This window comes from Psychrobacter sp. CX14 (genome assembly GCF_057396205.2).
The window spans coordinates 1,936,438-1,952,288 of the sequence record NZ_CM183187.1; the positions used below are offsets into that span (position 1 = coordinate 1,936,438).

At 39.2% G+C, this 15,851-nt stretch carries 8 protein-coding genes; 6 read left to right on the top strand and 2 right to left on the bottom strand.

The annotated features are described in order from the left end of the window. Positions 1–43 precede the first annotated feature (43 nt). On the top strand, positions 44–1,510 hold the full coding sequence (cysG, locus tag AC2SLO_RS07835) for a siroheme synthase CysG (protein ID WP_486542984.1): 1,467 nt from the start codon (positions 44–46) through the stop codon (positions 1,508–1,510). A gap of 164 nt (positions 1,511–1,674) precedes the next feature. Here the strand turns inward: cysG and AC2SLO_RS07840 are convergent, their stop codons facing one another. Together AC2SLO_RS07840 and AC2SLO_RS07845 are read right to left on the bottom strand one after the other, a co-directional pair. Then, positions 1,675–2,265 carry a hypothetical protein gene (locus tag AC2SLO_RS07840; protein ID WP_486542986.1) on the bottom strand — a complete coding sequence of 197 codons (591 nt, stop codon included), beginning with the start codon at positions 2,263–2,265 and terminating at the stop codon, positions 1,675–1,677. Between the two features lie 126 nt (positions 2,266–2,391). After that, entirely contained in the window at positions 2,392–3,579 is a 1,188-nt protein-coding gene (locus AC2SLO_RS07845; RefSeq protein ID WP_486542988.1) for a methyltransferase, read from the bottom strand. A gap of 249 nt (positions 3,580–3,828) precedes the next feature. On the opposite strand from AC2SLO_RS07845, the gene AC2SLO_RS07850 reads away from it, so the two are divergent. From AC2SLO_RS07850 to AC2SLO_RS07870, 5 genes are all read left to right on the top strand, one after another. After that, positions 3,829–5,469, top strand: a complete 1,641-nt coding sequence (locus AC2SLO_RS07850; protein ID WP_486542990.1) for an exonuclease SbcCD subunit D C-terminal domain-containing protein — start codon at positions 3,829–3,831, stop codon at positions 5,467–5,469. Positions 5,470–5,643: 174 nt separating this feature from the next. Further along, positions 5,644–6,756 (top strand): Fic family protein, encoded by a 1,113-nt coding sequence (locus AC2SLO_RS07855; RefSeq protein WP_486542992.1) that lies wholly within the window; start codon positions 5,644–5,646, stop codon positions 6,754–6,756. Positions 6,757–7,856: 1,100 nt separating this feature from the next. After that, positions 7,857–9,194 carry a reverse transcriptase domain-containing protein gene (locus AC2SLO_RS07860; protein ID WP_486542994.1) on the top strand — a complete coding sequence of 446 codons (1,338 nt, stop codon included), beginning with the start codon at positions 7,857–7,859 and terminating at the stop codon, positions 9,192–9,194. Between the two features lie 311 nt (positions 9,195–9,505). Continuing rightward, complete coding sequence (locus tag AC2SLO_RS07865; RefSeq protein ID WP_486542996.1) at positions 9,506–13,606, top strand: AAA family ATPase; 4,101 nt, start codon at positions 9,506–9,508, stop codon at positions 13,604–13,606. A gap of 268 nt (positions 13,607–13,874) precedes the next feature. After that, a complete protein-coding gene (locus AC2SLO_RS07870; protein WP_486542998.1) occupies positions 13,875–15,827 on the top strand; it encodes a DUF3857 domain-containing protein in 1,953 nt (650 codons plus the stop codon). The last annotated feature ends 24 nt before the right edge of the window (positions 15,828–15,851 follow it).

Sequence of the window (15,851 nt, forward strand, 5' to 3'; positions counted from 1 at the left end):
TACGCCATAATGAGGGCATCTTATAATAAACAGTATACCGATTATGAATACCTTTCCTTTGTTTTTCAAACTAACAGATCAGCCCGTATTAATTGTGGGTGGCGGCGAAGTCGCTCAACGTAAAGCAGACCTGCTGTCACGTGCCGGCGCGCATATAACTATTGTTGCGCCAGAGATTAGCCATGAGATTCGTGAGCTACTTAATGATGACAAGCACCAGCTCATTACTGCCGAATACGATAAGCAGTATCTAACCGGCAAGCGTATTGTCATAGCGGGTACAGACGATGAGGCCTTAAATCACCAAGTATATGCCGATTGTAAGGCGCTAAACATACCTGTTAACGTGGTCGATACGCCGCCACTATGTGACTTTATCTTCCCAGCCATTGTTGATAGAAGTCCAATTGTGATTGGGATATCGTCTAACGGTAAAGCGCCAGTACTTACTCGCCTAACACGTGCCCGCTTAGAGACCTTAATTCCACAAGGCTACGGAAGATTAGCCAAGCTCGCTGGTGATATGCGCGATGAGGTAAAGTCTAAGATTCCGACGCTTACTGGTCGTCGTCAGTTTTGGGAAAAAGCATTTGAAGGTAAAGTCAGCGAGCTTATGTTTGCCGGTCGTACTTCGGATGCAAAGCAAGCACTAAAGCAACAGCTAGAGCAAACCCATCAGCAGTTATCAAATAAGCAAGACGATGGCGAGCAAACTAAAGTGCAGCCTGTGGGTGAAGTGTACATCGTTGGTGCAGGTCCTGGTGATCCTGAGCTTTTGACCTTCAAAGCTTTACGCTTAATGCAACAAGCCGATATCGTTTATTATGATGCGTTGGTATCCGCTGAGGTGCTTGATTTATGCCGACGTGATGCTGATAAAGTCTTTGTTGGTAAAAAACGCAGCAATCATGCGGTGGCTCAACAAGGCATTAATCAACTCATGATCAATGCAGCGCAATCTGGTAAGCGTGTGGTGCGCCTAAAAGGAGGTGACCCGTTTGTATTTGGACGTGGCGGTGAAGAAATACAAGCGCTACGTGCAGCAAATATTCCCTATCAAGTCGTACCTGGTATTACCGCAGCCGGCGCCGCCGCTTGCTATACTGGTATACCGCTTACCCACCGTGATCACTCACAATCGGTGCGTTTTGTCACAGGCTTCTTAAAATCTGGAGAGCCTAATAATGGCTTTGACTCATTGACTAATCCCAATGAGACAATAGTGTTTTATATGGGACTACATTCAATCGAGCGCTTAACAAAAGGATTAATGGATGCAGGACGAGATGCTGATACCCCTATCGCCATCATATCCCAAGCCAGCCTTCCGACACAGCAAGTCGTGACGGGCACACTTCAAGACATCGTTGCCAAACATGACGCCAATCCCCTACCTACCCCTGCTCTGCTAATCGTCGGTGAAGTGGCAAAACTGCATGATGAGTTGGCGTGGTATGGTGAGCACATTGCGGATACGGATCAGCAGGCACATGCGCTAAATATGGTTTAAAGTCTTAGCTATACTGCTAAAACAAGAAACGCCTTTTAATTTAAATTAGAAGGCGTTCCATAATATGTTTTTCTTAATTTCAAAATTAAGTTTTATCTGTATTTTCAATCAAAAGTTTAGACATATTTTTAAGGCATTAAATTAATGAATTGATAATGCACCTTCTACTTATTAACGCAATACGACTGTCTTGGAAACACAAAACCACCAATTATAAAACTACTAATACCACCTATACCAGCCATCGCCAATGCAATAAAGATTAGATCTGAAAAACCTTCCAGTAAAGGAATCGCATTCAAATAGCTTGATACAATTATTAAAATCACTGAATACAGAGCGCAAACTACAGCACCAATGATAAAGAGTTCAATCCATTTAGAAGGATGATTAAGAATGGTTTTGCGCTTAAGCAGTATCATCGCAGTGATAAGTGAAGGAATAAAGCCAATCACTGATCCACCAATGAATGCAAACGGTAGCACTGCAAACCAAGGGTACATGGCTATTAATGAAATAACTAACCATAGCACCAGCCCACCTACTCCACCACCTAATAGCGCATAACAACTAATAATGCGCGAGCTTTCACTGATTGTATTATAATTAAATATTTCAACTGATCTTATGTTAGAGGGTGTTTTATCCACACTGGTTTTAAGTAGGTTAATAGTTCTTGCTGACCCATCGATAGAATTTCTATTTTCGACAGATTTATCCTTAAGCGTTGATTTCTTGGTTGTAGCGGATGACATCGTTATTCCTCAGTATTAAATGATTGCTTCTATCATTAGATGATGTTTTTATACTAACTGTCTAATTTGAATTAATCATGGAAATACGAAGAAAATATACTACAATTAGGTTTAAACAAATTAAAATTAAACCAAACACCATAGCGAAGTGACCTCAGCACTTCGTGCTACATATAGCGGATCATTTTCATCTTGGCTTTTACTATGCGTCGGTTCAGTATCTAGTCGATATTTTACTGTCAATCCAGCCTCTTCAAACCAACCTAATAACTCTTCACGCGTTCGTAATTTAAGGTGCTCTGCTAAATCAGACAGAACCAACCAAACCTCGCCATTTTCTGCTAGGTGCTGCTTTGCACCCATCAAAAACCCACGTAGCATGGTACTGTTCGCATCATAAATAGCATACTCTAATGGTGAGCTTGGCTTAGCCGGTATCCAAGGTGGGTTACAGACGATTAAGTCGGCAGCAGGCGCATCTGTTGGGAATAAGTCCGCCTGTTGCAATTGCACGTTCGCTAACTCTAAACGATTCAAATTATCCTGAGCGCAGTCCAACGCTCGAGGGCTTAAGTCCGTCGCTATGATCTGATTAAAGCCACGTTTGGCAAGTACAATGGCCAGTAATCCTGTGCCAGTACCAATGTCATAAGCAATATTACGACTGTCAGGTAGCGGTGCATCAAGCAGCAATTGCACATATTCTTGGCGAGTGGGTGCAAACACACCATAGTGCGGGTGAACCGATACCCCCAAGGCTTTAACAGGTACACCTTTTTTACGCCACTGCGCTGCACCTAATGCCCCTTGTAACTCGCGTAAAGACAATACGCACGATTCATTCAGTTCACCAAAAGCAGCAGTACATGCAGCACTCACATCAGGCGTGCGGCGTAATTGACTAATATATCCAGCATCCAACTGTAAAAGCAGACGGCTTAATATTCGAGAGCGCTGACTTTGAGCCAAACGATTTTTATGGAATAGATTCGGTAAAGCCTCTGAATCTAAAGTCTGATTTGAACCACTTTCATTTTGAGCCGCTTTTTTGGCTGCTTTCTCACTTTTGCGCAGCTCATTACGGTCAATACGTCTTTGTAGCGCTTGAATAAGCTGTTTAGCGTTTTGAAAATCACCTCTCCATAGCATAGACGTGCCAGCATTCGCTAAGCGATAAGCCTCACCTGCTGTTGTCGTATCATCAATAATTACCATACGTTTTGGTGCATCATAGCCGCTTTGCGATAGCCAGCGTGCTTGATGCTCTGATCCGTTCTCTTGCCACTTTACATACTGCTTTGTTGGTTCTAACACTTATTATGCCTTTCACTTATTAATTTGATGGCCATATCATACACTATTGACGAGCCAACTTCGCAACACCAGAAGGTAAGTATTCAAAATTGTTAGCAACCTTCTTATAAAGATGTTAAGAAATAGCATATCAACTTCTTAAAGCTGCTTATAAGCCTGCTTAAAACTATTTATGGTATGATTATTTCATCCTAAATCTTTTGTTGATTAAGTCATCCTCTAAACTACTTAAGCGTTGTAATACTCTATATGTCAAAGTCCACCGAACCGTCTACCCCTCCAAAACCTTTAACCATACTGCACACCTCAGACTGGCATTTAGGTCGTCGCTTATATGGTCAGATGCGCTATGAGGAATTTGAGGCTTTTTTAGCATGGTTAGAAGACTCAATCAGCCGCTATCAAGTCGATGTTCTTATTGTCGCAGGTGATATATTCGATAACATGACACCGAGCAATCGAGCACAATCGCTGTATTATGAATTTTTGGGACGGGTTGCGCATTCAGTCTGTCAACATATCATCATCGTTGCAGGCAATCACGACTCCCCTACCTTTCTTGATGCGCCCAGCAATATATTAAAGTTCTTAAATGTGCATGTCGTCGGAACAGCTTGTGAGGATTTAGAAGCCGAGGTGTTGACCCTCAATGATAGCGAAGGCACTCCCTGTTGTATCATAACTGCTGTCCCTTATCTGCGTGATCGTGATGTGCGCAGTAGCCGTGCTGGTGAATCTGATAGTGATAAAGACAGCAAAGTCATTGAAGGTATCAAAGCCCATTACGATGGCGTGGCAGAAATTGCCAAAGCCCAACAAGATAAGCTTACTGAACAATACCAACGTCATATTCCGATTATTGCTACCGGTCACCTGTTTGCATCAAATGGACGTACCACAGATGATGACGGAGTTCGCAATTTATACGTTGGCTCATTGGGTAAAATATCAGCTGATATGTTTGCAGACTGTTTTGATTATGTGGCGCTTGGTCATTTGCATGTACCACAACGTGTCGGTGGACGTGAGCACATTCGATATAGTGGTTCGCCGATTCCAATGGGTTTTGGGGAGGCTCGCCAACAAAAGCAAGTTTTATTGATTCGGTTTGGCGACTCGATAGATGAGCGTTTTGAGGATAGTCAACAGTTAACAACTAAGCCAAATGAAACTGTTATCACACCAGTTTTACAAACATCTACGTCAGAAATATCTACTTCTGAAACGCGCTCAAAAACATCGGTTAAGCCTAAACTTAAAAATCAAGACGCTCTATTTATTGATGATTTGTTTGCAGGTCTTGATGATGAACTTAATGAAAGTGAAAACGAGCAAGATAATACCGATAAATTGTCTGAAGAAATCCCGACTGAAACTATTACAACTGATCCAGCTAATGTAGATAGTTTTTATATAGATAGCTTTGATACAAATGGCATCGATTCGCCTACTCTTGTTTATCACGATCACGATAAGCAGATGCAGATTACCTCTATACCCATCCCTACTTTTCAAAAGTTAATGCAGATTAAAGGAGATATGACTCATATTGAGCAGTCCATAAATGCGCTACCGAAAGATGAGGTTATATGGTTGGAAGTTATCTATGAAGGTAATGAAATCGTTAGTAACTTTAAAGAATTAGTAAGCGAGTTGATTGAAGATACATTACTGGTAGCGCTTAAAACCCCCAATCCCAATAATTATAATAAAGTTTTAGAAGCTCAAGATAGCACTGAGACGCTACAGGACCTGAATGTGATGGAAGTTTTTGAGCGCTGTATGACGGTGCATGATATCTCTGAGTCACAAAAGGATGAGCTTCGGGATGCTTATCAGCAGATATTGCATGAAGCGACTCATGAGGATGTTAATTCGGGTGAGGTTTGAATTGAGTAAGACGTATTTAAACAGTCAAATCTTCAAGAAAACTAATTAACGCTTATCAACACCGCATCTAGTCGTCTTAAATACTCTTAACTCGTAAATAACACCCTGATGGTTTATCCTATAAAACCCCAACCAATATAAACATACATACAGGTTGTAAAATTTGGATATGCTATGAAACCGCCCTTTACCCTCACCAATACCATGCTTAATCAAATCGTGCTAATCTCACAACAGATAGGACGATTAGAAGTAGCCTATGAAAGGCAACTGCACCTAAGAAAAGACAATCGTCTGCGTTCTATTCAGTCTTCATTAGCCATAGAAAATAACTCATTAACACTAGCGCAAGTGACTGATATTATCAACGGTAAACGGGTGCTTGGCAACCCTAAAGAAATTCAAGAGGTTAAAAACGCCTATGATGCGTATGAGCAAATCTTAAACTTTGACCCTTATAGCATCAATGATTTTTTAACCGCACATGGGATGATGACAAAGGGCTTGGCAGATTATTCAGGGGAATGGCGACAAAGCGATATTGGCATCTATGACAGTTCAGGCAACCTTATCCATATGGGAGCACGCCCACAGTTTGTCCCTAAGCTCATGACGGATTTATTTAACTGGGCAAAAACCGAGGACACGCCTATTTTAATAAAAAGTGCGGTGATGCACTATGAAATTGAAGTCATACATCCCTTTAGTGATGGAAATGGACGCATGGGTAGGTTGTGGCAAACCGTATTATTAAGTCTTCAAAACCCTGTGTTTGCATGGTTGCCAGTAGAGACGATTGTCTATGAAAACCAAGCACAATATTATAGAGTACTAGGGCTCGCAGATAAAGCCAATAACTGCACTGTGTTTATTGAGTTTATGCTTGATGCTATTTTGAATATGGTCAATGCCTACACTAATGAGGGTACTGATAAAGACGTTAGCTATAATCCTGATAACGCCAAAACCACTGATGTGAGCGATAAATCGGTAGAAATGAGCGATAAGAATGATGATTTGAGCGATAAAGATAGCGAAATGGGCGATAAAGTTGATATAGTGAGCGATAAATTAAGTAAACTGACTGACAACGAAAAACAAGCCTATTTGTTGATTAGCGAATTCTTACAGACAAATTCGAGTATTAGTAATAGTGACGCTCAAATCTTGATACGCAAATCCGCCTCTACCGTCAGACGCTACCTAAACGCTTTAGTTCAGCAAGATTTATTAGTCGCCAGCGGCGAGCGCAAAGCTAGAAAATATCGTTTGCCCCATCAATTTTAATATCACCAGCAATAACATAAGAATGCAAACTTGGGTATTGATATTAACTTAGATTTTGGTCAAAGAAAGTCGAAAAGTGAGATGGTGGATGCGGATTAAAGTTAATTATAGTTCCCGTAGGGTGCGCCCCGCGCACCTTTTACATAATAAAATTTATTACTTGTTAAACGTATTTTAAGTAGATTAGTTTGGAATGTCCGACCATTCATAGGTTTATTTAAATTGGGAGTTATCCTACTGGTTGGGGGTGCAATGGTATGATGGACAGTTTAGATATGGATTACGAATGAAGCTGATATAATTAATCTGCTGGGCTGAAAGCCCAGCTTAATGTTGCTAAATTTTATTCATAGGCTTTAACTTTAATGCTATAATTAACACAGCTCAAAATAACGTCAACAATTTAACAAATTGTAAAGTTATTATTTATGAGCTTGTCACACCATATGACAGCTATGTGTCGTACTGGCTCAAAAGTACGATATGCATAAGTGGCGACCTCGGTCAACGCTTAAGTAAGCTAGCTCATAGATTGCGTGTAGCACTTTTGCCCTTGCTACCATACACTCAAAAGGACGAAATAATATCAAATGGTGATGACATGGCAGGTATATCGAAATCAGTTTTACTGTTAAATAAACTCATCGAACCACTTACATGGCTCGAAAGAGTGGTGCTGATAAACGGCGCACTATCGCTAACAGCTCCTTTTGTTACAGAAATATACATATTTGTAGCAGTATTGATAACAATTGCGCACGCATTTGTGTTAATATATAACAGTGAAATAATCCGTATCAAAATCGCAGATTTAGTGGCAATAGCTCAAAATAACGTCAACAATTTAATAAATTGTAAAGTTATTATTTATGAGCTTGTCACACCATATGACAGCTATGTGTCGTACTGGCTCAAAAGTACGATATGCATAAGTGGCGACCTCGGTCAACGCTTAAGTAAGCTAGCTCATAGATTGCGTGTAGCACTGCACCTTCGTCATAACTGTCTAGTGATTAGACCTTTTACATAAACTATTTTCATATAAATTAAATATAGTTTTTTGCAAAAGGTTTGGTTAAATAGAAGCAAGGGAGACTGTTATGACAGACAAGGTTAAATTCTCATCTTACGTTCGTAAACACTTCAAAGAACAACTCAAATTATTATCTAAAAATAAGCTCAAAGCTGATAATATCTACCATTCTAATTATATATCTATCAATGACTATAAACATTCTTTTAATGATTCTACTTTAGACGCTATATGCATTAAGTTAGCTAAGTGTCAATATCATTGTGAGTCACTAACACCTATCATACTTCCAAAAACTAATTGTCTTAGAAAATCATCTTTGACGGTAGAGAATACACGTCTGGTTTGTGTTCCTTCAGTACAAGATAGAGTCCTACAACGACTATTTATTCAATACCTTAAAGCTTACTATAAAAAAATTTATAATAAGTTTTGTGAGTTTGACCATGCCTTAAATAAAGATATTAATACAAAGACTATTGACATATTTAATGATAGTGGACAACTATCAAAAAAAACTATATATGGAATACGTAAGGCTTTAGATGATGTCATAGAATATCGGAACAAGTATAAATACGTCTTAAAAGCTGATGTAGTTAAATTCTTCGATAATATTAATAGAGAAATTGCTGTCACGAAATTTGAAAAGGAATTCTTAGGTCTAACAGAAGATAAGGAGCTAGTAGATATATTCAAAAGTTTCGTGTATTGCGATGCGAAGTTAGAATACGGAGACAGAAAGCATGAGAAATTAATTCAAACATATCTGAATGAGCTTGCTGGTAAAGGTGTGCGTCAAGGTATGCCTATCGCCTCATTATGTTCTTCGATGTACTTGCACGAATTCGACAATCTGATAGTTAAGAATAATATTCCATACATACGATACGCAGATGACTTTTTAATTTTTAGTGATTCCTATAATAAAGCTAGTCAACTAAAAGAACATGTGCAAACTAACCTAAGAAATATTGGTTTAGCTATCGAGAAAAATTATGGTGAATCAAAGACAGAAATTCACGGTAATAAGCAGCGCTTTTCCTATCTAGGATTTGATATAGCATACTCTTCTAAATTAAATACATATCAAAGACATATACCACAACCAGTTTTTGATAGAGCGATAGGTAGGATCAATAGCTTTGACTCAATAACTAAAATAAAACGAGCGTTTGGACATCGTGCAAACTATTTGGACTTCAGTGACTATCTTAATTCGTTAATTTCAGGTTATACAAACTTTTACAGCAAGGAATTAGCTGTAAATGGTAAGAAATTTGATAGAGAGCTAAACAAAGCTTCTAAGATGGCTAGAAAAAAATTAATTACAGATAACTTAAATATAGAATTTGAAAAAATTGGTTCGAATAGTAAGAAGATGTTCTTTTTTGGTGTGAAATAAGAATTCAAACCGTAGGGCGCACCCTATCAACCACTAACAAAGTAGCTATATTAAATAACCTTTGAGTTATAAGCTAACGTCAAATCGAAGGAGCGGTTTAGCCTCGATTGTAGTGTATATCCTTGTTAGCTTACAGGGTGCGAGCACTTAGCTAGAGGCGTTATCGCTGAGTCAGGAACGACTCTGGCTTTAGTGCTCGCCCCTGTAAGATGACAAGATAGGAACGGAAAGCGAGATTAGCTACCAATCCTGATTAACTTCAAAGCACCCTTTTAACTTCTAATTTCAAATATTATTTATAAGACACCATCATGCGCCTAATGGAACTACGACTTAAAAATTTGAATTCCTTGAAGGGCGAATGGCGTATCGACTTTAGCGATTCGGCGTTTGTGAATGAAGGAATTTTTGCCATTACGGGGCAGACGGGTGCGGGTAAGACCACTATTTTGGATGCCATTTGTTTGGCGCTGTATGGGGCGACCCCTCGCCTTGGTGAGATTACGTCGACCAATGATGTGATGACACGGCAAACGGGGGAATGTTATGCCGAAGTGGTAATTGAGTTGAACGGGGCGCAGTACCGATGCCGTTGGGGTCAACGCCGAGCGTATGGTAAGTCTGATGGTAATTTGCAAAGTGCGACACATGAAGTGGCTAAGGTTAACCTTAATGACCCTTCAAAAGGAGATGAAATATTAGAAAGCTCTATTACGAAGACTAAGAAAAAAATTATTGAGCTGACGTCAATGGACTTTTCGCAGTTTACCCGCTCTATTTTGCTGGCACAGGGCAGTTTTTCAGCATTTTTAAAAGCAAAAGCGGACGAACGTGCTGATATTTTAGAGAAGATTACCGGCACCGAAATTTATGCTGATATCTCTAAAAACGTGCATGAGAAGTTTCGTATCGAGAAAGAAGAACTTGAGCGGATGCAAGCGGTGGCAAATAGTTTGTCGCTGTTAGATGCCAATACCGAGGCGGAGTATCGAGAGACGATTGGCACTAAGAGTGGTGAGCTAGATAGTAAGAAAGCCACGCAGGCAGGGTTTGAGGCGCAAATTAAGTGGCTGGATGCGGTTGCGGATTTGCAAGCTAAGCAAAGACAGTATCAGCAAGATGTGCAGAATGCTGAGCAAGCGAAGTTGGAATTTACTGCGGATGCCAAACGTTTGGATAAGGCGAATAAGGCGCTTGAGATTAGTAATGATTTTAATCAACTGGTGATCTATCGTCAGCAATTGGAAAGTGTAAAATCAGACCAGCATCAATGTAAAAAAGATTTGACGGAGGCTGAGGGTCAGCTTAGCCAAAATAAAGTTGATTTAGACCATGCCCTATCAGCTGAGCAAAAGGCGTCTGATCAGTATGAGAAAGCACAACCTCTAATTGGTGATATAAGGGGACTCAATGGTCAAATTTTGCAGACTCAACAGCGTTTGGATGACCAAAAGACTCGTTATGATTCGCTGACCACCAATATTGATGCGTTAAATGCTTCTATAAATACATCTAAAATTAATCAAGCGCAATTGCAGACTCAGCTGGATCAAGCAACCGATTATCTTGCTACTCACTCGCATCATGAGCAACTTGTCAGCCATATTGAGTCATTTCATCAGCTTGGGAAGCAGATTAAAAGCTTGTTAAGCAATAATGCGGATAAGGCGTTAAATAGAAGTCAGACGTTGAGTGACTTGGCGCAGTTAACCCAGAAACTTCAAACGCTAAAGAGTAGCCAGCAACAAGCGGATGCTCAAATTGAACGTAAAAAACAAGAGGTTGAATCTTTAAAGGCACAACATCGTAATTTATTACAAGGGCAAACTGTACAATCGCTACGTCATCAACTAAACCATATCGAACAAAGTGACAAACAGCTTAGTGAAATTCGTGCGCAATTTAGTCAAATAGGTGAGCTTACCTCACAAGTGCAAGCGTCTCTTTCTTTGCTACCGAGTAGTCAAGCCAAGATTGATAAGTTTCAGCAGCGTATTGAGACGAATGAACAAACGCTAGATAGACTGAATACCGAGTATGAGGATAAAAAGAGCAATTTAGAGCTATTGCAACAAGTCGCTAAGCTTGAAGATTTTATTGATTTGTTGCAACACGATGAACCTTGTCCGCTGTGTGGGTCGCTTGAGCATCCTTATGCGAGCAATCATCCGTTGTTAGAAAACACGTCACAAGATGGTTTGGATAAGCCCTCACCCATTGCTGAACTTAAAAACCGTTTAGCTGAATTATCGATTGAAATTAAGGATATCGAGAGGCTTATTGCTGAAGATAAAATTAATTTGGCAACTTCAAAAAATGAGCTGAACGGATATCAAAAACAGTTGAGTGAGCAGTTAGCTCAAGTATCAAAATTAGTCGTTGATAATGCATCACAGATAGCGACCTTTAAACAACGATTAAATAACGTTAGCCCTAAGCTTGTAGAGATTTTTGATAAATATTCATTAGTGACGCAACTCAATGAATCGCAAAAGACTTTGGAAGCTGATTTAAATAAGCCTGATTTTGATAAACCTGCTAGTGATATCTCTAACAAAGCGCTAATAAATATTAAAGCGACAGCCGATGACTTGATATCACTATTGCAAAGTGTTATGCAAAATTTATCATCGCAAAAGGACTCGCTAAACACGGTGCTTGATGATAACGATAGGTTAATGCACGACATTAACCAAAGCGAAACGGCACTTAAAGCTTTGCAAGATAACGCCCACTCTGCTTTGCAAGAAATAAATGATATCGAAACTAAGATTAAACTGAGTCAACAACAAGTTGCCAGTGATGACGCTTATATCGAGAGTAATTTTACAGAGATTGAGCGTTTGATTCAGTCTATCCGTCATTTAGCCAGTCCCTATAAGGGTGATGATAAGGATAAGTGGACAATCCTTGCTACTAAATTGGATGAATTAAGTGACTCTATAACGAATAAACAAGTTCTAACCCCACTTGAGTCTGAAACGTATATAGAAACTCTGCGCAACTATTGTAGAGGAATGCAACAACTTCAAAAGGACTATGACAAACATCGAAAACTTAGCCAATCGCTTAACAGTGAAATCAGCAATAGTGCTATCAAAATCAAAAGCTTAGTGGGTCAGCTTGAACAGTTGCAAAGTGAACGCGATTCTTTATCTACTGCAATTAATGATTTGCAAGCTAAGCTAACAACACTACAAGGCAACAGACAAACGCACTATCAGAAGATGGTTAGTGAGCTTAATATTAAGGTGCCCAGTGTTGAGGATGTTGATGGTATTGATAAAAACAACAACGAAGAAGCTCCTGCTTATGTAGTTGCCGACATAGACGCCATTGATAAACGCCTACGTTTGACAATGGATAATGCCAGACTAACGCTATCTAAAGTGAAAGAACACTATAATAATAACCAACAGCGTATCGAACAACTTAAGCAACAAGGGTTAAAACTGGATAAAGTAATAGCAGAAACCAGTGAAAAGTTAGACCAGCAACAAACTGTGTTCGCTGGTTTGTTAAAAGACAATGATTTTGCCGATGAAAGTGAGTTTAAAGAGGCCATGTTAGAGCGTGAGACTCGTGAGGCATTAGCCAGACAACAACAGCAGATAGACAGTGATTTAAAAATTGCGCAACATAGACTTGAGGATACCAAAAAGCAACTTGAAGAAAAACTGGCTAATCCATTAGTTGAGCATGGTGAAGACTATGAAGATAATGAAACCGTTAAAGCTACACTTACGACCAAACTGTTAGCAATAGACGGTGAGATATCAGAGCTTAATAAACAAATCGGTGCACTTGAACAGAAGCTTAAAGACAATGAAGCCAATAAAGCCAATCAACAGGCACAACTTGAGGCAATTAAAGCGCAACAACAATCATTTGCAGTTTGGCGTAATTTACGTGAGCTCATTGGGTCGGCTGATGGCAAAAAATATCGCACCTTTGCGCAAGGTTTGACCTTCCAAATCATGGTCAGTAACGCCAATACCCAGCTTAAAAAGATGAGTGACCGTTACCTGCTTACCCGTGATGAGGAAAATCCGCTAGAGCTAAACGTCATTGATGACTATCAAGGTGGCGAGATTCGTAGTACCAAGAATTTGTCGGGCGGTGAAGGATTTATTATTAGTTTGGCGTTGGCGCTTGGATTGTCCAAAATGGCGAGTCAAAATATCAGCGTAGACTCGTTATTTTTGGATGAAGGATTTGGTACGCTTGATGAGGAATCACTCGATATTGCTCTTGATACCTTGACCAACCTGCAAGCCGAAGGCAAGCTAATTGGGATAATTTCGCACGTACAGAGTTTAAAAGAGCGTATATTAACTCAAATTAAAGTTGATAAAATATCTGGTGGGTACAGCAAGATTGTTGGTGCAGGGTGTTACGCTATGGGAAGTTAGCGCACTTAAGATATTATATGCCATTTCATAAAACTGGTATAATTTCTTAAAGTATTGATTTTTAAAGTTAATTCTTATATAAAGTATTTTTTGACCTTTTTTAATAGATCTCTGTCTATCTTGCTACTTTTTAGATTCTTTAGGTATTTTTCTTGGCTAATTGTATTTTTAGTTTCGAAAAAGGTCTAATAAGAGAGTTAAAAGGACAGTATAGAACTTTATAGCATTTTTATTATGGTCAATAGACTCTGTTATTCGGAAGCCCATTATGAAACATCCATTCAACGGCACTGTTTTAAAACTCTCAATAGCATTGATTTGTTCTACGAATGTTTATGCCATAACAACACCACAAGAACCAAATTTAGAGATTCAGTCTAACCAAACTCTAACGGCTAACTATCAACCCTCGCAATCTATTTTAGAAAAAAATATCTCCTACCAAATCAATCCAGATTCAACAATAGACATTCAATCTGATTTAAAGCTAAAAATTAATGATCAGCAGGGAGTAGAATATGGTAGCCAAATCCCACTAGAATATAATCCTGATTATGAAACCTTAGATATTGTTGAGGCTTACACTCAAAAAGCAGATGGACGCAAAATCCCAGTAACGCCCGATAAAATTATTACCAGCCAAGCTGCTAGCAGCACCTATGCGCCCATGTTTAATCAAAATAAAGTCAAAACTGTGGTATATGCCGATACCAGTATTGGGGATACCTTAGTATTAAAGCAAAAAGTGCATCGCAAGCCCTTACTTGATAAACAAATAAATATAATCGAAATCATAGACCCGTCTGCTGAAATCATCCGATCAAACTATACTATTAGCGCTCCAAAAAGTTTACATCTACAAATACAAGATGAAGGCTTGATAGTTAACCATAGTTCAGATAAACACACTGAAACTTGGCAATTATCGCTTGATAATCATACTGCGCAACTACCGGAACCTAAAAGTGCCTATACGATTAGAACCTTACCCCACATATTTGCCTCCAATCTTAAAGGCTACAACGATGTGGCTAATAGTTACTACAATAATCACATAAAGAAAGCTCAAGTTACCCCAGAAATTCAACAGCAAGCAGATGCCATCACACAAGATATTAATCCTAAGAATAAACTTGCGCAAGCTGAAGCGCTTTATAATTGGGTGAGTCGTAATATTCGTTATGTTGCCGTTTATCTTGGTAATGGTTCACTTGTTCCTCATCAGGCTTCAGATGTACTAGCCAATCGTTATGGGGATTGTAAGGATCATGTTGTATTGCTAGAAGCCTTACTTGCTGCCAAAGGGATAAAAAGTGTTCCCGTATTGGTGGGTATCAGTAATAGTTTTTATGATGTTCCTAAGGTAGCAACAATGCCAGGTACCTTTGACCATGTGATAACTTACATTCCTGAGTTTGATAAATATGTGGATTCAACCATTGGTCTAGCCCCTTTTGGCAGCCTTGCCGATATGGAAACTGGTAAACCTGCACTAATAACCCACAATGCTCAGGAACAAGGTGAGTTGGTTACGTTGCCTTTGCAAACTCAGGACAATCGCTCAGATGAAGAAATTAACATTGAAATATTAGCAGATGGTGGAGCAAAAGGTACGAATGTAACCCAATATCGGGGCAGCCTTGATATCCTTTCAAGACAAAGGTTAAAAGGTGTGCAGCCAAGTATGGGCCATCAAATAATGAAAAATTATTTACAGGAATCCAATCAAATTGGTGAAGGTAGTTTGAGTTTTAGTGATCCTCAAGACCTAACAAAACCCTTTATTACCACCACACACTATCAGTTGACAGATGTCTATGATAATAAAGAATCTCTGGCGTTTGTTTTACCCCTTGGAGCTGGCGCAAGTTTAAATATGACGCCAAACTTACTCAATTACTGGACAACAACGTCTTCTCGTAACACAGCTATGATATTACCCAATGCCATATTTAGCTCAACTTGGCATTATAAAATACCCAATAACATTGAGATTACTAGAATACCTAAAAATATTAATTTTAGTAATGAGTTGGCTGATTATACAGTTCAATATAAACGTGGTGACAATGAAATTACAGTTAGCCGAAACTTAGCGTTTAAATGGGAACAGCCAATTATACCTGCTAGTAAATACGGTGCACTACAAGAACTCAACAATCAAATTCATCGGGATTTTAAACGTCCAGTCGTCTATAATTTGGTGGGAGCTAACCCGTAGAAAACAGATTAAAACGTAAAATAC